8 protein-coding genes and 1 pseudogene are annotated in these 20,483 nt (G+C 59.5%); 7 read left to right on the top strand and 2 right to left on the bottom strand.

Annotation, left to right across the window (positions count from 1 at the left end; all coding sequences use genetic code 11):
- Window positions 1–177: 177 nt before the first annotated feature.
- The 5 genes and pseudogenes from FHT77_RS10400 to FHT77_RS10385 all read left to right on the top strand — a co-directional run bounded on the left by FHT77_RS10400 (window position 178) and on the right by FHT77_RS10385 (window position 12,397).
- On the top strand, window positions 178–8,697 hold the full coding sequence (locus FHT77_RS10400) for a GH36-type glycosyl hydrolase domain-containing protein (protein ID WP_183754940.1): 8,520 nt from the start codon (window positions 178–180) through the stop codon (window positions 8,695–8,697).
- 99 nt (window positions 8,698–8,796) lie between these two features.
- Entirely contained in the window at window positions 8,797–10,017 is a 1,221-nt protein-coding gene (locus tag FHT77_RS10395; protein ID WP_183754938.1) for an OpgC family protein, read from the top strand.
- 54 nt (window positions 10,018–10,071) lie between these two features.
- Window positions 10,072–10,257 (top strand): annotated as a pseudogene (locus FHT77_RS32230) (hypothetical protein); the annotation flags it as partial.
- A 113-nt stretch (window positions 10,258–10,370) separates the two neighbouring features.
- Window positions 10,371–11,405, top strand: coding sequence for an aspartate-semialdehyde dehydrogenase (locus FHT77_RS10390; RefSeq protein WP_183754936.1), 1,035 nt, complete (start codon window positions 10,371–10,373; stop codon window positions 11,403–11,405).
- 173 nt (window positions 11,406–11,578) lie between these two features.
- Window positions 11,579–12,397 carry a lytic transglycosylase domain-containing protein gene (locus FHT77_RS10385; protein ID WP_114714200.1) on the top strand — a complete coding sequence of 273 codons (819 nt, stop codon included), beginning with the start codon at window positions 11,579–11,581 and terminating at the stop codon, window positions 12,395–12,397.
- Window positions 12,398–12,453: 56 nt separating this feature from the next.
- Here FHT77_RS10385 and FHT77_RS10380 read toward each other — a convergent pair whose 3' ends face one another.
- Together FHT77_RS10380 and pdxY are read right to left on the bottom strand one after the other, a co-directional pair.
- Window positions 12,454–13,095: a carbonic anhydrase gene (locus FHT77_RS10380; RefSeq protein ID WP_016556826.1), complete on the bottom strand. Its 642-nt coding sequence runs from the start codon at window positions 13,093–13,095 to the stop codon at window positions 12,454–12,456.
- Between the two features lie 56 nt (window positions 13,096–13,151).
- Entirely contained in the window at window positions 13,152–14,027 is an 876-nt protein-coding gene (gene pdxY, locus FHT77_RS10375; RefSeq protein WP_183755321.1) for a pyridoxal kinase PdxY, read from the bottom strand.
- A 253-nt stretch (window positions 14,028–14,280) separates the two neighbouring features.
- On the opposite strand from pdxY, the gene FHT77_RS10370 reads away from it, so the two are divergent.
- Complete coding sequence (locus FHT77_RS10370; protein WP_183754933.1) at window positions 14,281–19,056, top strand: NAD-glutamate dehydrogenase; 4,776 nt, start codon at window positions 14,281–14,283, stop codon at window positions 19,054–19,056.
- A 30-nt stretch (window positions 19,057–19,086) separates the two neighbouring features.
- Complete coding sequence (locus FHT77_RS10365) at window positions 19,087–20,472, top strand: MFS transporter (protein ID WP_183754931.1); 1,386 nt, start codon at window positions 19,087–19,089, stop codon at window positions 20,470–20,472.
- The last annotated feature ends 11 nt before the right edge of the window (window positions 20,473–20,483 follow it).

The following is a 20,483-nucleotide window of genomic DNA, read 5'->3' as shown; positions in this document are numbered from 1 at the left end:
CGCGCGTCGCCCACACAGGTCCGCGTTTAAACCGTTTCGCATCGTTGGTTGATTACCGTTCCGATCTTGCTGTCCGGGATCTAGAAACCCCGGTGCTGTTCATGCGGCAGTCATATTCGGCAGTGCAAAAGGCAACGCAAAATCATCATAATTTTGTTTGGATCCAGAACCGAACCCATGAACATTTCCGCCACGTCTCCGAACCCGTCCCGCGAGTCCGAAACGAAGCAGATCGATCATAACGACTCGATCCGCTCAACTTACCTTTCCATCGAAGATATCAAGGCCATAGGCGCCTCTGTCGCTGCCCGCGGCATAGACTCGCTGCCGGCTTTTGCGCCCTTCGATTTTTTCGCGCGGCACAAGGAGAACGAAAAGGAGATCCTGCGGGTCTACCGCACCACGGCAACAGACGTGGAATCCGGTGAAACCATCACTCCGGCGGCGGAGTGGCTGCTCGATAACCACTACATTGTCGAGGAAGCGATCCAGGAAGTGCGTCGCGACTTCCCGCGGCGCTTCTACCGAGAGCTGCCGACGCTTGACGTCAACGGCGCACAAGTGCCGCGCACGCTCGCACTTGCATGGCTCTATGTGGCCCACACCCACAGCACAATCTCGCAGGAAAGCCTCACAGCCCTCGTCGATGGATTTCAGCAGAGCGAGACACTGAAGATCGGTGAGCTTTGGGCGCTGCCGTCACTGGTCCGCTACGTTCTCGTGGAGAACCTGCGCCGCATCTCTATCCGCGTCGAACGCAGCCGCCGGATGCGCCGACGCGCCAATGAGGCTGCGGATGAGCTCGTGCGGCTGACGGACCCGACGAAGGCTGCCGAATATCTCAGGTCGCTGGAATCGCTTGCGGAAGACAACACCTTCGCGACGCAGTTCCTCTACCGCATGCGTGACGGCTCTCAGGCGTCCAGCGTGGCGATCGCCTGGCTCGACGAACGCCTTGAGGCACTCGGGCGCGATACCGAAGAAACGACAATGGCGGAGCACAGCCGCCTGTCTTCCGGCAACGTCACGATGGGCAACATCATTCGCAGTCTTCGCGAGATCGACGACACCGAATGGTCCGTCTGGGTGGAGCAGGTCAGCCACGTCGACAAGCTGCTTTGGGATCATTCCGATTATGGCGATCTCGATTCAGGCTCTCGCAACAAATACCGCAAGCAGATCGAAAAGCTTGCCAAGCGCTCGCCGCTGTCGGAAATGGAGATCGCCCAGCTGGCGCTCGATATGACCGAGGAGGCCAAGGCCTCCGACGAACCGCAGCAGCGTGAACCAAATGTCGGCGGTTTCCTGACCGGCGTCCAAAGACCCAAGCTGGAAGCGCGGTCAAACTATCGCCCGACTCTGACGCAGCATTTTGTTCGAACTGTTCGTCGGTTTAACTGGCTCTCGATCGCCGTTCCCGTGATCCTTCTGACCATCATCGCGATGGCGATCGTCGGGAGGTTCATGGCCAATGCGGGGATGGGTCCGCTTGAGATCGCGATCCTGCTGATCATGTTCTCGCTTCCGGCCTCCGAAGGTGCGACCGGCCTCTTCAACACCGTGCTGTCGTTTTTCGTGACGCCGGCTCGACTGGTCGGTTACGAATTCAAGGAGGGCATCCCCGAGGAGGCCCGTACGCTTCTGGTCGTTCCGTGCTTGATCTCGAACCGTGACAGTGTTGACGAGCTGGTCCGCAATCTCGAGGTACACTACCTCGCCAACCCCCGCGGCGAGATCTACTTCGCGCTGCTCAGCGACTGGCCGGACAGCCAGGTCGAGGAAACGCCGGCGGACCTCGAAGTTCTGGACTATGCCCGTCGCGAGGTCGCGAACCTCTCAGCGCGCTATGCCTTTGATGGCAAGACGCGCTTTTACCTCTTGCATCGCCGCAGGCTCTACAATCCGTCCGAGGGCGCTTGGATGGGCTGGGAACGCAAACGTGGCAAGCTGCACGAACTGAACCTTCTGCTTCGCGGTGATCGCGATACGACCTACCTTCCGGGCGCCAATGTCGTGCCGGCAAACATTCAGTACGTGATGACGCTCGATGCCGACACGCGCCTTATGCGTGACACGGTCACGAAGCTCGCCGGCAAGCTCTACCATCCGATCAACCGTCCCGTCATCAATCAGGCTACAGGGCGGGTCGAAAGCGGCTATGGCGTGCTGCAGCCACGTGTCACCCCGTCGCTGACGACAGGCAAGGACGCGTCGGTCTTCCAACGCGTCTTCTCGATCAACCGCGGCCTTGATCCCTACGTCTTCACCGTGTCCGACGTCTATCAGGACCTGGCGGGCGAGGGCACCTTCACCGGCAAGGGGCTCTACCAGGTGGATGCCTTCGAGGCATCTCTGAAAGGGCGAATTGACGAAAACTCGGTACTCAGCCACGACCTCCTCGAAGGCTCGATGGCGCGCTGCGCGCTCGTCACCGACCTGGAACTGGTTGAAGATTTCCCGATCCGCTATGAAGTCGAAACCTCGCGTCAGCATCGCTGGGCGCGTGGCGACTGGCAGCTGCTGCCGTATATGTTCAACCCCAAGCACGGTGTGACCGGGCTCGGCCGTTGGAAGATGTTCGACAATTTACGCCGCTCGCTGACGCCGATCGCCTGGTTTTTCGCCTCCGTGCTCGGTTGGTATTTCATGAGCCCGCTTGGCGCGCTCGTGTGGCAGATTCTCTTGATTTTCTGCCTCTTTGTCGCCCCGACCCTGTCGCTCATTCACGGCATCATTCCGCGCAGCAGCGATGTGGTCGCAAGCGCTCACCTTTATACCGTTTGGTCCGACATTCGTGCGGCCAATGCCCAAGTCGCCTTGCGGATCATCTTCATCGCCGATTCCGCATGCATGATGGCCGACGCGATCGGCCGCTCGCTCTATCGCCTGTTTTTCAGCCACAGGCTGATGCTGCAGTGGCGCACGGCGGCGAGCGTCCAGGCGGGCAAGCAGGGAACGATCCTGTCTTACTACCGGGCCATGTGGCACGCACCAGTATTGGCCTTGTTTGCGCTCGGCTTCGCGGCGCTCTCCGGTGACAATGCATATCTCGTCGGCGTCCCTTTCGCTTGCCTGTGGATCCTCTCGCCGTTGGTCGCCTACTATGTCAGCCAGTCGGCCGAGACCGAAGACCGGCTTGAAGTTGCCGAATCTGTCTCCACCGAGCTTCGCAAGATCGCCCGCCGCACCTGGCGGTATTTCGAGACGTTTACGACCGCCGAGCAGAATTATTTGCCCCCGGACAACGTCCAGGAAACGCCGCATGTGATTGTGGCCACACGCACGTCTCCGACGAACATCGGCGTCTACCTGCTGTCTGTTGTATCCGGCCGCCAATTCGGATGGTTCTCCTTCGAAGAAACGATCGAACGGCTTGAGCAGACCATCGCAACGATCGACAAGATGGAAAAATTCCGCGGCCATCTCTTCAACTGGTATCACACCGATACGCTCCAGACGCTCGGACCGCGTTACGTTTCAGCGGTGGATAGCGGCAACCTTGCCGGCCACTTGATCGCGATTTCGTCCGCCTGCCGTGACTGGGCAGAAGCGCCGTCGGCCCACATGCAGGGCAACCTCGACGGCGTCGGCGATACGGCGGGTATTCTTGCCGAGGGGCTGTCGGAGCTGCCGGATGATCGCAAGACAGTTCGTCCGCTGCGCCGCCGCCTCGAGGAACGCATCATCGGCTTCCAGAATGCGCTAGCCGCGGTCAAACGCGAACATGAATTCGCATCGATCCGCATCATCAACCTCGCCGTCCTGGCGCGCGACATTCAGAAACTTGCCGCTAACCTCGACCATGAGGTGAAGTCCCCGTTGAGCGCGGAAGTCACGCGCTGGGCGGAATCGCTGGTTAAGGTCTGCGAAGCCCATATCTCCGACAGCACCTTCGATCTGTCCAACATCGACGCGCTACGTCCTCGCCTGATTGCGCTGCGCGACAAGGCACGCGACCTCGCCTTCTCCATGGACTTCGGTTTCTTGTTCAGACCTGAGCGTCGCCTGCTTTCGATCGGCTATCGCGTCGAAAGCGCCGAGCTGGATCAGGCTTGCTACGACCTGCTGGCGTCGGAATGCCGCCTCACCAGCTTGTTCGGCATCGCGAAGGGCGATCTGCCCACGGAGCATTGGTACCGTCTCGGCCGCCAGGTCGTTCCGGTTGGCTCGCGCGGCGCGCTTGTCTCCTGGTCCGGTTCGATGTTCGAATATCTCATGCCGCCGCTCGTCATGCAGGAGCGCGGCGGAGGCATCCTCAACCAGACCAATAATCTCGTTGTTGTCGAGCAGATGAATCATGCCCGCAAGCTCGGCATCCCGTGGGGTATTTCGGAAGCGGCCTTCAATGCGCGCGACCATAACCTCAACTACCAGTACACGAACTTCGGCGTCCCATCGTTGGGTCTGAAGCGGGGCCTCGGCCACAACGCGGTCATCGCGCCGTATGCTTCGATCCTTGCCAGCCAGTACGACCCTGACGCTGCGCTTGAAAACCTGCAGCGCCTGCGCAAGCTCGGCGCGCTCGGCAAGTTCGGCTACCACGACGCCGTCGACTTTACGCCGACCCGCGTGCCGGAAGGCAAGACTTGCGCGGTCGTCTATAACTACTATGCTCACCACCATGGCATGTCGATCGCTGCAGTCGCGAACGTCGCCTTCAATGGTCACCTGCGCGAACTCTTCCACTCGGATCCAGTGATCGAAGCTGCCGAGCTCCTTCTCCAAGAGAAGGCACCGCGGGATATTCCGGTCATGAGCGGCAAACACGAATCCGACACCCCCGCTAGCATTCAGGACGATCTGTTGCGCCCTGAACTACGCAAAATCTATGATCCCGCGTCGCGTGATCGCGAGCTGGTCTTCCTCTCGAACGGCCACTACTCGTTGATGCTGACCGCGACAGGCGCCGGCTATTCGCGGTGGAACGGCCAATCGGTCGCCCGTTGGAAAGCTGACCCGACCGAGGATCGCTGGGGCACCTTCCTCTTCCTTCGCGATACGGCGACCAACGAATGGTGGTCGGCAACCACGGAGCCGAAGAGTGTCGAAGGCGAAGAGGTCAAGGTTCTCTTCGCCGACGAAAAGGCGGAGTTCACCAAGACGGTCGGCGACATCACGAGCGAAGTCGAATGCATTGTCGCCACCGAGCATGACGCCGAAGCGCGGCGCCTGACCCTTGTCAATTCCGGGACGGAGGATCGATTTATCGAAGTGACCTCCTATCTCGAGCCCGTTCTCGCGACGGACGACGTCGACAACGCCCATCCGGCATTCGCGCGCATGTTCGTCAAGACGGAGGTCGGAAAGCGCGGTGACGTTATCCGCGTCGAGCGCAACAAGCGCGATCCGAACGAGCCGAACATGGCCGTTGCTCACCTTATCGTCGACACCTCCGGCTCCACGCGCGAGACTGAGTTCGAAACGGACCGCCGCAAGTTCCTCGGCCGCGGTCGCAGCCTCGCGAATGCTGCCGCCTTCGACCCGGGTGCGACGCTTTCCGGCACAGACGGCTTTACCCTTGATCCGGTTCTCTCGCTTCGCCGTACGGTTCGCGTCCCCCCCGGCAAGAAGGTCAGTGTCATCTTCTGGACCATTGCTGCCCCGAGCCGTAACGAGGTTGACCAGGCGGTCAATCGCTATCGGCATGCTGACGCCTTCAACCACGAACTCGTCCAGGCATGGACCCGCACGCAGGTGCAGATGCGCCATGTCGGCGTGACGTCGCAGCAGGCCGCGGCCTTTCAGCATCTTGGCCGTCACCTTGTATATCCGGACATGCACCTGCGCGCCGATGCCGCCGCAGTCGCAGCCGGCATGCAATCGCAGTCATCGCTTTGGCCACTCGCGATTTCGGGCGACTTCCCGATCTTCACGCTGCGCGTCACCGATGACATGGACCTCGACGTCGTCAGGGAAGCCCTGCTTGCGCAAGAATACCTACGCTCGCGCGGCGTCACTGCCGATCTGGTCATCATGAACGAACGTGCATCGTCTTATGCGCAGGACATGCAGCATGCCGTCGACCAGATGGCCGAAAACGTCCGCCGCATGGGCCAGGCCGATGGTTTGCGTCAGCATATCTTCACGGTCCGCAAGGACTTGATGGAAGAAGCGACCTATCACGCCCTCATCTCCGCCTCGCGTGTCACCTTCCACGCCAAGAACGGCAAGATTCTTGACCAGATCAACCGTGCCGTCGCGTTGTTTGCTCCGTCCAAGGAAGAACAGCAGGAGCTTGAGCGTGCCGATCGGGCGAAGGCGCCCGTCAAGCGGGCTGCCCCGACGCCCGCCCCACGTCCGTCAAAGGTCGTGATCGAGGAGGAAGGCGATCTCAATTTCTGGAACGGCATCGGCGGCTTCGCTGTCGATGGTCGCGAGTATGTCGTGCGTCTTCCCGGTGGCCACGCGACGCCTCAGCCTTGGATCAATGTGATCTCGAATGAAAAATTCGGCTTCCATGTATCTGCAGAAGGCGCAGGGTTCACGTGGAGTGTAAACTCGCGCGATTATCAGCTGACGTCGTGGTCGAATGACGCGGTTATAAACCGGCCGGGTGAGGCGATCTACGTTGTCGATCGCGAAAGTGGAGCGGTTTTGACACCGTTTGCGAGCCTCTCGGAACGGCAGGATATTCGCTTCGAAGCACGGCATGGCCTGGGCTATTCCGTATTCTCCAGCGTCCAGAATGAAATCGCGCTTGAGGTCACGCAAACTGTCGATCGGGAAAAACCGGTCAAGCTTCAGAGAATCCGGCTACGCAACACTGGCACCAAGCCGAGGAAGCTGCGGCTCTACGGCTATGTCGAGTGGATTCTCGGCAACAATGCACAAAAGTCGGCGCCATTCATCCTCTCGGAGCACGACGCGGAGACGGGTGCACTGTTTGCCAGCAACAACTACAGCATCGACTACTCCGGTCGCACCGCCTTCTTTGTGGCGAGCGAAAAGCCGTCGAGCTTTACCGCCAGCCGTCGGGAATTCATCGGCAAGACAGGCACGATCCAGGCACCGCACGCTGTGAGCTCTGCCGCCCTCCTTTCCGGCGCAACCGAGCTCGACGGCGATCCGGCAGCGGTGCTAGCGATCGATATCGAGATCGCGCCGGGCGAGGAGCGGGATGTCTGCTTCTTCCTCGGCGAAACCAAGACGAGGGCCGAGGCGAGCGCGGTAATCAACGATATCCGCAAGGTCGCCTTCGACGACGTAGTCCAGGCAAATCGCGGCTTCTGGCAGCATTTCACTGGAAAGCTGCAGGTTTCCACGCCTGATCAGAGCATGAACAATCTGATCAACACCTGGTTACCTTACCAGAGCCTCGGTTGCCGCATCATGGCGCGCACGGCCTTCTATCAGGCCAGCGGTGCCTTTGGTTTCCGCGATCAGCTCCAGGATACGCTGGCTTTCATTGTGCACGAGCCGTCGATCGCCCGGAAGCAGATCCTGAACGCCGCCTCGCGACAATTCCGCGAGGGAGATGTGCAGCACTGGTGGCTGCCCGGTACCGGCGCAGGCGTCCGAACGCTCATTTCGGACGACGTTGTCTGGCTCGCCTATGCGATTCACCACTACTGCAGCGTTACGGGCGACAAGAGCGTCCTCGACGAACAGCTCGCCTTCCTGGAAGGTCCGGCACTTCTCGAGGGCCAGCATGACTCGTTCTATTTGCCTGAGGTGTCCGACGACACCGTCAGCGTTTACGAACATGCCGCCATCGCGCTTGATCTTGCCATCGCCCGGAAGGGCAAGAACGGTCTGCCGCTGTTCCTCGGCGGGGACTGGAACGACGGCATGAACCGCGTCGGCATCGGCGGACAGGGTACGAGTGTCTGGCTCGGCTGGTTCCTGGCCGGCGCGCTGCGCTCCTTCACTGCCTATGCCCAAGAGCGCGGCGACACGGCACGTGTCGAGCGGTGGACAAAGCACCTCACCGAGCTCAAGGCTGCGCTTGAAACCGTTGCCTGGGATGGCAGCTATTACCGGCGTGGTACCTTTGACGACGGCAGCCTCCTTGGCTCAAAGGAGAGCCTGGAGTGCCAGATCGATTCGATTGCCCAATCCTGGAGCGTGCTCTCCGGGGAGGGAGATCCGGCGCACGCAGCAAAGGCAATGAACTCAGTGCTGGACAAGCTGGTCGATCCTGAAGCGCGGATCATCCGGCTCTTCACCCCGCCCTTTGCTAACTCGGCTAAGGACCCCGGCTACATCAAAGCCTATCCGCCAGGTGTTCGTGAAAACGGCGGCCAATACACCCATGCCGCGACCTGGGTGGTGATGGCTCTGGCCGAGCTTGGCCGCGGCGATGAGGCCTTGCGTTGCTTTGAACTCCTCAATCCGATCAGCCATGCGCGGGATCCGGCCTCGGCGGAACGCTACCGCGTTGAACCTTACATCATTGCCGCTGACGTCTACGGCGAAGGCTCCCTCACAGGACGCGGCGGCTGGACATGGTATACCGGCTCCGCAGGCTGGCTCTACCGGGCGGTGACCGAGGGGATCCTCGGTATCCGGATAAAGGACGGCCGCTTGTATGTGCGTCCGGCCTTGCCGAGCACTTGGGACGGCTTCTCGGCGGAGATCGAACATTTAGGTGCTAAATATCTCATTTCGGTCTCAAAATCGTCCCAACCAAGGGGCTACGATGTGACCATCAACGGACGCGAAGTCACCGATCCCGGTGAGGGATATCCGGTCGGATAACAGCATTCTTCCACGCTAATCATCCGGCGATTCGTTGCGGCCAAAAGGGAACCCTTTTGGCCGCAACTGCGTTTGCAAATCGGAAAGCAGGAGAAGTCCATGGCCGTAGCGCTTGAAGGAAAGATCAGCGCCAAGCAAATTGCTGTGTCGGTAGCGACGCCGAAACGTGACACCAGATTGGACGTTCTGCGCGGACTCGCGCTCATCACGATTTTTATCAATCATGTCCCAGGGCAGATTTTTGAGAATCTCACAACCAAGAATTTTGGATTTTCCGATGCAGCCGAAGGCTTCGTCCTAATCTCGGGGATTGCGGTCGGCCTGGCCTATGGATCGCGCTTTCAACCGGCCACCTGGTGGCAGACGGCGATGAAGGCCACGAAGCGATCGTTTACGCTTTACCTGGCTCACATGATTACGACGTTCATGACGCTGGCTCTTTTTCTGACCGGCGCTTGGATCTTCCATCGGCCTGGGCTTCTGTGTGAGATCAACATCCTTGCCGTTCTCACCAATCTGAAGGCCGGCATTCCCTCGCTGCTACTGCTTGGGCACCAGATCGGCTACAACAATATTCTCCCGATGTATGGCGCACTGATGTTGATGGTGCCGGTCATACTGTTGCTCAATGCCGTAAGCCCGCTCCTTGCGCTTGCCGTTTCGGGCGCCGTATGGCTGGTTGCCGGCGTCTACGAAATTGCTCCTCACAACATGCTGATTGAGGGTTATTGGTTCCTTAACCCGTTGTCCTGGCAATTCCTCTTCACCATCGGCATTGTCGGAATGATGCATGTGCGCCGCGGCGGCAAACTGCCGCAACATCCCGTTCTCTCTGGACTTGCGGCTGCCTATGTCGCCTTGTCCTTTGCCTGGGTTGTCGGTCAGCTCTGGAGCTTCGGAATTGCGCTGGCCTCGTTCGGGCTGCCGCCCGTGCTGACGGGCTTCGACAAAACATTCCTGTCGCTGCCGAGGCTGTTGCACGTCCTGGCACTCACCTATCTCGTCCTCAATATTCCAGCGATCTCGCGCTTGCTTAGCAGGTCCACGGACAACCCGCTGACCATTCTTGGTCGCCATTCGCTCAGCATTTTCGTCGCCGGCACGATTTTGGCGATGGTGGGTCAGGTGGTGCTCTACATCAACAACCACGATCGGATCGTCGGCCCGGTCTTTGTGGTGATCGGCATCGCTGTCCAGTTTGCCTATGCCTATCATCTTGAGCGTAAGCGCAAATTGGACGCCGGGAGCCCCAGGCGGTTGCCCGACCGAGGTTTCGTTCCGGTTCCCGTGCACGTCGATCGTTCTAGGGATCGGCGTTAGGAGGCGAGATGCTTCGGCGGTTCGACGCTCCCAGCCCGCTATCCTGCTGCGTACTCCAATTGCAAAAACCTTGACTCCTGTGGAAAACCTTTTAAGAGCAACGGCGGAAAAGGAATATCCATGGTTCGCCACGAACACGCCATTGCTGCATGCAATGACCGGGCACTTAGTGCCGGGATGGATATTGCCGTTCCGGTTTCTTCCAAAACCAAGGCCAAAACGACGACGAAAACCGTCTGACGTCTCTGGCCTGCCGCTCTCTCCCCGGCTCGGCTGGGGACAAGGAAGACGCGATGTTTTCGCGCTTCCCCCCTCACCGGACAAGAGGAGAGAAGAGAAAGAGAGCTTGAGAAATGGGTTTTAAAGTTGCAGTTGCGGGAGCGACCGGAAATGTCGGTCGGGAAATGCTCAACATCCTCTCCGAGCGCGGTTTCCCTGCCGATGAAGTCGTAGCACTTGCGTCCGCGCGCTCGCAGGGCACGGAAGTGTCCTACGGCGACAAGACGCTGAAGGTCGCAAATCTCGAGAATTACGATTTCTCCGACACCGATATCTGCCTGATGTCGGCAGGCGGCGAGGTCTCCAAGAAGTGGTCTCCCAAGATCGGCGCACAGGGTTGCGTTGTCATCGACAACTCCTCGGCATGGCGCTACGACGCGGACGTACCGCTGATCGTTCCGGAAGTGAACCCGGACGCCGTTACCCAGTTCACCAAGCGCAATATCATCGCCAACCCGAATTGCTCGACTGCACAGCTCGTCGTTGCTCTCAAGCCGCTGCACGACTTCGCCAAGATCAAGCGCGTCGTTGTTTCGACCTATCAATCGGTTTCCGGCGCCGGCAAGGATGGTATGGACGAGCTGTTCAACCAGACCCGCGCCGTCTTCGTAGCGGATCCGATCGAGAACAAGAAGTTCACGAAGCGTATTGCCTTCAACGTCATTCCGCACATCGATAGCTTCATGGAAGACGGCTACACGAAGGAAGAGTGGAAGGTTCTCGCCGAAACCAAGAAGATGCTCGATCCGAAGATCAAGGTGACCTGCACGGCAGTTCGCGTTCCGGTCTTCATTGGCCACTCCGAGTCGGTCAACATCGAGTTCGAGAACGAAATCACTGCCGATCAGGCACGCGATATCCTGCGCGAAGCTCCGGGCTGCCTCGTCATCGACAAGCGCGAGAACGGTGGCTACATCACGCCATACGAGTCTGCCGGAGAAGACGCGACCTACATCTCGCGCATCCGCGAAGATGCGACGGTCGAGAACGGCCTGAACATGTGGGTGGTTTCCGACAACCTACGCAAGGGGGCTGCGCTCAACGCGATCCAGATCGCCGAGCTTCTCATCAATCGCGGACTTGTGAAGCCACGCAAGAAGGCAGCCTAACCAACTGTTAACTGTGATTTGTTAAGTCCCGCTTATTAAGGTAGGGCTTGCTGGGCGCGGGTTTGCCGTTTTCGGCCTCCCGCGCTTGCCAATTCAAAGACGGTGACAATATTGCCGGAAGCGGGCAGCTGGCCCGGTTTGAAGGCTAGTCAGATCGGGATCGGGGTATCTCCATGCGCATGACGAAATTTTTGCTGGCAGCTGCGGCGGCCTGTACTCTCCACGCAGTTCCGGCAGCGGCCACAGCCGCCCAGTGCGGCAATAACGGTGCCGGCTTCGACGCCTGGGTTGGCGAGTTCAAGCAAGAGGCTGCTGCGAACGGCGTCAGCCCGTCGGTTCTTGATCGCGCTTTTGCGAACGTTTCCTATAACAGACCGACCATCGCCGCAGACCGCGGCCAGAAGAGCTTCAAGCTTTCCTTCGACGCTTTCATGCAGAAGCGCGGCGGTGCAACGATCATTTCCCGTGGTAAGGGTATGAAGCGTGCCAATGCTGCGCTCTTTGCATCGATCGAACGCCGATATGGTGTTCCCGCTGGCCCGCTGATCGCGATCTGGGGCATGGAGACCGGCTTCGGCAGCTACATGGGCAACCAGCACACCATGTCGGCCGTATCGACACTTGCTTACGATTGCCGGCGCTCTGATTACTTCACCGATCAGCTTTACGCAGCGCTTCAACTCGTCTCGGAAGGCTACCTCAGCCCGCAGGCGCGAGGCGCCGCGCACGGCGAGATTGGCCAGACGCAGTTCCTGCCACGCAATGTCGTACGCTTCGGCGCCGATGGCGATGGCGACGGTCGCGTCGACATGGTCGGCTCGCGCGCGGATGCGCTGGCCTCGACGGCTAATTTCCTGAAGGGCCATGGTTGGCAGGCCGGCGCCGGCTATCAGCCCGGCGAGCCCAACTTTGCAGCGATCGCCGGCTGGAATGCCGCCACGGTCTATCAGCAGGCCATTGCCTACATCGGCCAGCAAATCGACGGAAACTGAGTATTCAACACTGAGCCACGAGCGCCGAACTGAAGTTCGGCGCTTTTTATTTGGGCTTAGACATCCGGTCGAATGAAGTCGCGGGTTTCGGCATCCATCACCCACAGTTCACCGGTCGAAATGTCGAACCATGCTCCATGAAGCGCGATCTCACCGGCCTCTTCCAAGGCCTTGATGTTCGGGAATGTCCTGAGGTTCTCAATCGAATTGCGGATCGATACTCGCTCGAGTGCAGTTTGACGCTCGGCGGCAGTCATCACGTCGTTGGCGCCGATCTGTTCTGCCGCAGGCTTCACGAGCGACATCCAGCGTCCAATAAAGTCACCAGGAGAAAGAGGTTCAGCGCTCGGGTCCAGAGCCGCCCTGATGCCACCACAACGGCCGTGGCCCATGACGACGATATCTGTAACCTTCAGGGCTTGAACCGCAAATTCCAGCGCGGCAGACGTCGAGTGGAAATGCCCATCCGGCTCATAGGGCGGCACCATGTTGGCGACATTCCGGACGACGAAAAGTTCGCCCGGGCCGGCGTCGAAAATCAGTTCGGGCGCAGCACGGGAATCCGAGCAGGCTACCACAAGCGTACTGGGGTTCTGCCCGTGCTCCGCTAGTGTCCGATAGCGATCACGGGCGTCCGCATAACGCCCGTTCATAAAGTTGCGATAACCGTCTAGAAGGGTGCTTGGAAAATGCTGCATGATCTTCGATTACAGCCTGCGCAATACAAGATCAATATCGCACCGCACGATAGCCGCTAGCCCTTGCGCCTTTGGGCCGGATGCAGCAGGCGCCTCATCTGAACCATTGCCATCGGCGTTGCCAGGCTCGAGGAGTCGCTCGCAAGCGTCAGTTCATCGCTGCCCCGCTTCACAGCGCGAGCAAGCACCTCATAGACGCTTGCCGTTGCAAGCTGGAGCGCCTTTTCGTCCTCCATGCCGGAGAGAAGCCGCGATAGAAACAGGGCCGCAAGGAGATCGCCAAGACCATTCGGCGGCTTGTCGATAAGGCGATGTTCCGCCAACAGCGCGTGGCGCCCCGAAAGATAGAGGTTCCCCGTGCCGCCTGCCATCATCGGCACGGCTGACGTTACCAGCATGCGAGACGGCCCCAGCGACAGCGCGGCATCCATGATCGCCGTATTGTCATCCAGCGAGGCGCCAACGAGCCAAGCAAGCTCATAGCGATTGGGCGTCGCAAGCGACGCGAGGGGTATCAGATGATCCCTGATCGCCTCCGCCGTTGCCTGCGGCACATAGAGCCCACCCAGGTCCCCCATCACCGGATCGCAGACATAAAACAATTCCGGCTTTCGTTCGCGCAAAGCAGTCACGAGCCGGGCAACCGAGCGTGCCTGCGCCGCATTGCCGAAATAGCCCGAAAGAACGGCCTTCACTTCGCCGATCCACGGCGCGCGGATGAGATCGTCAATCGCCGCGTCAAACTCTGCTTCGGTAAATGTCAGCCGCGTTGACCGACCATGGCCGGGATGCCAGGGGAGCACGATCGTCGGCAGCGCCCAGACCTGATGGCCGAGGGTCTCCAGCGCAAAGACGGCCGCGCGATTTCCGACAGAACCACGCACAACATGGCTGGAGATGACGATGACAGTTCCTGCAGCACTTTCCGACATGATGCTCCACTCAGCTTTCGACACCCGTTGATCCCCTTTTTGCTGCTTCACTGTCAACCGCTCTTCATAGAGACATGAAAACGTCAGCTCGGGAAATTTCCACATATCTACGACGAAGCAAAATCTTTCGAAAATTTGCGTTGCGGTGGCCAAAAACGCATGAAAGCTGCCTCAGAAAGCGCTCATTTAGAGATTCTTTCGTCAAATCTTCTGCTACTTTGCGCCAAATCGAGGAGATGAGGGAGTATCTGCGATGGCTGGTCGAAACAATCCGAAACGAGAAAAACAGCTTGAAAGCGCGACCAAAATCGCGGCTGCAACCGGGGAAACCTATCTCGATCCTGATATCCTCTTTGGGCGTGCCAGCGGCGATGACCTGGAGCAATACACACCGGAGATGTTGGCGCTTTCCGCCGTTCATTCGGCTAAGGAACTGGCTGCCTGGGGCAGCAACTCGGCACGTATCACCATCGATACGATTGCCGACGTGGAGCCGGGCGGTGTTGCGGTATCCATTCTCTCGGTGACCGACCACAACATGCCGTTCCTGTATGAATCGGTGATGGGCGAGGTTACCAGCAGCTATCGCGACCTTTACATGGCCGTGCATCCGATCCTGGTGATGGAGCCCGGCAAGGCTCCCGAACTTTACACCGCTGATCTCCCGAGCGAGCCGGCCAATCGCGTCAGTCACATCCAGCTACATCTTGCGCCCCTGACAGCGGCCCAGGCCGCTGAGCTTGTCAAGCGAGTGAAAACGGTGGTCGAGCAAGTGCGGGTAACGGTATCCGACTGGAGACCCATGCTGGATAAGCTTGGAACGGTGATCGATGAGCTTTCCGCCTACAATGCCAGCCGGCGGAAGACTGAACGGGACGAAGCGCTTGCCTTCCTGACCTGGCTCCGCGACGCAAATTTCACCTTCCTCGGCATGCGGGAGTATGTCTATTCCGGCAAGGGCGCGAGCGCGAAGGTCGAGCGCGACAAGGGCACGGGTCTTGGCATCCTGTCGAACCCCGACGTTCTCGTTCTGCGCACCGGCAAGGATGCGGTGACGACGACCCCGGAAATCCTGGCATTCCTGGATGGCCCGGACTTCCTGATCGTGACCAAGGCCAATGTGAAGTCGATCGTCCATCGCCGCGCCTACATGGACTATGTGGGGGTCAAGCGCTTCGACGCCGACGGCAATGTGACGGGCGAACTGCGTATTGTCGGTCTGTTCACCTCGACTGCCTACACGTCGCTTGCAAGCGATATCCCGCTGCTCCGCTCCAAGATCGAGCGAGTGAAGGAACATTTCGGCTTCGACCCAATGAGCCACTCGGGCCGTATGCTCGATAACACGCTGGAATCTTATCCGCGCGACGACCTCTTCCAGATCGACACACCGCTTCTGGCCGGCTTCGCCGAGCAGATCAACGATCTTGCCGATCGGCCGCGTGTTCGAGTCCTGCCGCGCATAGACCATTTCGACCGATTTGTATCGGTGATCGTTTACGTCCCACGCGAAGAGTATGACTCGATCGTGCGTGAGAAGATCGGGACCTATCTGAAGACCGTCTACGATGGCCGTGTCTCGGCCTACTATCCGGCTTTCCCGGAGGGCGGTGTCGCACGCGTCCACTTCATCATCGGCCGGTCCGGAGGCAAGACCCCTCGTGTACCGCAGGCAAAGCTGGAAGAAGCCATTCGCGCCATCACCGCGCGGTGGGATGATCGGTTCGAAGCCCTAGCCGGGCCGAAGGCCCCTCAGTTGCACGTAAGCCACGCCTTCCAGGATCTCTTCCCGCCGGAAGAAACCTTTTACGATCTCGAGGATATCGCCGCCTGCGCGGCCGGGGAGCCGATCCGCATCGCGTTCTACACGCGGGAAAAAGACGGCGTTGAGCTGCTTTGCCTGAAGATCTTCCATTCCGGCGGCCAACTTGCCCTGTCCCGCCGCGTACCGCTGCTTGAAAACCTCGGCTTCAACGTCATTAGCGAGGGAACATTCGACATCGACGTAACCCTCCACGGCGGCGCGGAAACGCTGGTTGTGTTGCATGATATGGAACTGGAGCCGCGGGGGGGCATACAAATCGACCTTCACCGTCATGGCGAAATGCTGGAAGAAGCATTCCTCGCTGCGTTCAGCGGCGTCATCGACAACGACAACTTCAACCGGCTCATCGTTTCGGCCGGATTGACTGCACGCGAAACCAGCGTACTTCGCGCCTATGCGCGCTACCTGCGTCAGGCGGGCATTCCCTACTCGCTGGATTACATCGCTACGACGCTGGACAAGTATCCGGTCATCGCGGCAATGATATTCCGGCTGTTCTACGACGCGCTCGATCCCAAAATCTCCGAGAAGGTACGGATCAAGAAGGCGGCCGAGCATCATCAGAGGATCGAGGCGGCTCTCTCCGATGTGCCGAGCCTCGATGATGATCGCATCCTTCGCCGTTACGTCAACGTAGTGGACGCGACCTTGAGGACAAATTACTTCCAACGCAATGCGGACGGCTCGCCGAAGGCGATGCTGGCCTTCAAGCTGGATCCGCATCTGGTCGACGGACTCCCTGAACCGCGGCCATTCCGCGAGATGTTCGTCTACGGCGTCGAAGTCGAAGGTGTCCATCTGCGCTTCGGCAAGGTGGCGCGTGGCGGCTTGCGTTGGTCGGACCGTGCCGAAGATTACCGGACCGAAGTACTCGGCCTTGTGAAGGCACAGCAGGTCAAGAACGCCGTCATTGTACCGGTCGGCGCCAAAGGCGGCTTCTACCCGAAGAAACTGCCGGCTGGCGGCAGCCGCGAGGAAGTCTTCAATGCCGGCCGCGAGGCTTACAAGACCTATATCCGCACGTTGCTGTCCATTACTGACAACATCAGTGGCCCCGATATCGTGCCGCCAATGGATACGGTGAGGCTCGACGGCGACGACCCCTACTTCGTCGTGGCAGCCGACAAGGGAACCGCGACTTTCTCGGACACCGCCAACGCGCTTGCTCAGGAAGCGGGCTTCTGGCTCGATGATGCCTTCGCATCGGGCGGATCGGCTGGCTATGACCACAAGAAGATGGGCATCACCGCTCGCGGCGCCTGGGAAACGGTAAAGCGCCACTTCCGCGAAATGGACATCGACATCCAGACCACGCCGTTCACGGTCGCCGGCGTCGGCGACATGTCGGGCGACGTCTTCGGCAACGGCATGCTGTTGTCGCCCAAAATCCGGCTGATTGCGGCCTTCGACCATCGCGACATCGTCATCGATCCCGATCCAGATATGGCGAAGACGCTTGCCGAAAGGCAGCGACTCTTCAACCTAGCACGGTCGAGCTGGCAGGATTTCGACAAGAGCGTCCTTTCGAAAGGTGCGATGATTATTTCGCGCTCGGCAAAGTCCGTCACTCTGACGCCGGAAGCGGTGGCTGCGATTGGCATCGACAAGGCTGTAGCAACGCCGTTCGAGATCATGGCGGCCATCTTGAAGAGCCCGGTCGACCTGCTTTGGTTCGGTGGCATCGGCACCTACGTTAAGGCGCCTTCAGAAACCGATGCTGAAGTCGGCGATCGTGCCAACGACCCAATTCGTGTTGTTGCCGAAGACGTGCGCGCCAAGGTGATCGGCGAAGGCGCAAACCTTGGTGTCACACAGAAAGGTCGTATCGCCTATGGAATGCGAGGCGGGCGCTGCAATTCCGACGCAATCGACAATTCGGCCGGCGTCAATACGTCCGACGTCGAGGTCAATATCAAGATTGCTCTCGCAGCAGCAATGCACGACGGTCGCCTGACTCGGTCAAAGCGCGATCAGCTTCTTTCTTCCATGACGGACGAGGTCGGCAGGCTCGTGCTGCGGAACAACTATTTGCAGTCTCTCGCGATATCGCTGACCGAGCGCAAGGGCACTGCCAACGGGCTGGAACTTGCTCGGCTCATGACAGTGCTCGAAGGCGCAAAGCAGCTGAACCGGAAGGTGGAGACCCTTCCCGACGACACGGTCCTCGCGGAACGCTATACCGCTGGCAAGCCGCTCACCCGACCCGAAATCGGCGTTCTGCTGTCCTATGCGAAGATCGTGCTGTTCGACGCATTGGCTGCCAGCGATCTGCCGGACGATCCCTATTTCGCGGCAACGCTTTCGAACTACTTCCCCGCAAAGATGCGCAAGACGAACGCGTCGGATATCGATACCCACCGTCTACGGCGCGAGATCATTGCGACAGTGTTGGCAAACGAGGCCATCAACCGCGGCGGCCCAAGCTTTGCCATCAGCATGACGGATGCGACGGCGGCATCCGCGCCTGAGGTTGTTCGGGCCGCGATAATCGCCCGCGATGGCTTTGACCTCAGCCGACTCTGGGCGGAGACAGACGCATTGGATGGCAAGATTTCCGGCCAGATGCAGAACCGCATCTACGAGGAAATCAGTCATACGTTCACGGTGCTGACCCGCCTGCTCCTGAAGACTCAGATGACCAAGGGCGATATATCCGCAACTGTCGAGGGACTTCAGACTGCCCTCAAGAAGCTCAAGCCGATTTTCGCCAACCAGACGGTGCCGGAGCTCGAAGCGCGGCAGCAGGAGTATCGTGACGCCGGTGTGCCGGATAAGTTGGCCGCCGAGATCTCGGGGCTGCTCGGCTTTGCCCTCGTACCTGAGATCATGCAAATCGCTGCCCGCACGGGCGAACCGCTGGCGCGTGCCGCGGAAAGCTATTTTGCTGTCTCCCAGACCTTCCGGATCGGGCGCTTGCTTGCCGCCGGCTCACGGATCATCACGGCTGACCACTATGAAAACCTGGCGCTGGCCCGCAGCATCGACCAGATCGCAAGCGCGCGACGCGATATCGTCATTTCGGCACTTGCCAACCACGGTAAGGACAAGCTTCCGGTCCAAGCTTGGCATGCAGGCGATCGCATCAGGATCAACCGGATAGCGGAGGAACTGTCGGGGTTGAGCGACAGCGGCGACCCGAACCTTGCCCGTATCACCGTGGCGGCTGGTCTGTTGACCGATCTTGCGCGCGACGGGGCGAGGTGAGACAGTTCCGCTCGGAATCAGGAGCGGACTGTGAATCGTATCGACTGGACGGGAACGCAGCCGGCTAGGGCATCGGAGAAGGGCATCTGGGGCTGGATGCTCTTTGACTGGGCAGCCCAGCCATTCTTCACTGTTGTAACGACCTTCATCTTCGGTCCCTACTTCGTGTCGCGCCTGACGGCCGATCCGGTCTCCGCCCAGGCAATGTGGAGCAATATGGCGACGATCTCTTCGGTGATCATCGCCATATTGTCGCCAATCCTCGGCTCCATCGCCGATCAGTCCGGCGCCCGAAAGCCCTGGATCGCGTTTTTCGCGGTGATCAAGATTGCGAGCCTCTTCGGCCTTTGGTTTGCAGCGCCCGGCTCACCGTTGATCTACCCAATAATCTTCATGATCCTGGCCTCGATCGCGGCCGAGTTCTCGATCGTCTTCAATGATTCCATGATGCCTCGGCTCGTCAGCAAAGACGAGGTCGGCAAACTCTCCAATACGGCCTGGGGCCTCGGCTACCTCGGCGGGATGATTGTTCTTATCGCCGTCGTGGTCCTGCTCGCCGGCAATCTCGAATCCGGCAAAACAATTCTTGGTCTCGATCCGTTGTTCGGTCTCGATCCGCACCAGGGCGAAGATGCCCGCATCACTGGGCCGATCTCGGCTTTCTGGTATCTGATCTTCATTCTGCCGATGTTCTTTTTCACACCTGACATCAGCAAGGGCCTTCCGTTTGGCGCTGCGGTGCGAGCCGGCTTTACCGAGTTGAAGAGTACACTTGCCGAACTCAAGCATCGCCGTGGCATTGTTCGCTTCCTCATCGCCCGGATGATCTATCAGGATGGCGTCAACGGGCTGCTGATCCTCGGCGGCGCTTTTGCTGCCGGAATGTTCGGCTGGGCGACGATTGAGATCGGGATCTACGGAATCATACTCAACGTCGTTGCGATCTTCGGCTGCATGATTGCCGGTCGCGTTGATCGGCGTATAGGCTCTAAGTCGACGATCGTTATCAGCCTGACAATGTTGCTGATCGCCACTATCGGGATAGTGTCGACCGGGCCGGGATACACTCTCTTTGGTTTGCTGAAGCTGCCAACTGCCGATTCCGGCGGCCTCTTCGGTACGGCAGCGGAGAAGGCATACATTGCCTACGGCCTGCTGATCGGTCTTGCCTTCGGCCCGGTGCAGGCGTCCTCGCGGTCCTATCTCGCGCGCAGCGTAAACCTGAACGAGGCCGGGCGCTATTTTGGCATCTACGCGCTTTCAGGGCGCGCTACGAGCTTTCTGGCGACACTACTCTTTTCCGCAGTGACCTACGCGACCGGTTCGTCGCGGCTGGGGATGTCAACATTGGTAATCTTCTTGGCTGCAGGGCTGATCCTGCTTTTCCGTACGCCCTATCCCGCGGACAGGGCGTAACGGCGGCCCAC

Origin of the sequence: Rhizobium sp. BK181, from assembly GCF_014193305.1 — a bacterium.
Taxonomy (GTDB): domain Bacteria; phylum Pseudomonadota; class Alphaproteobacteria; order Rhizobiales; family Rhizobiaceae; genus Rhizobium.
Note: the sequence above shows the minus strand (reverse complement) of the source record. Positions and strands in the feature narration are given on the sequence as shown.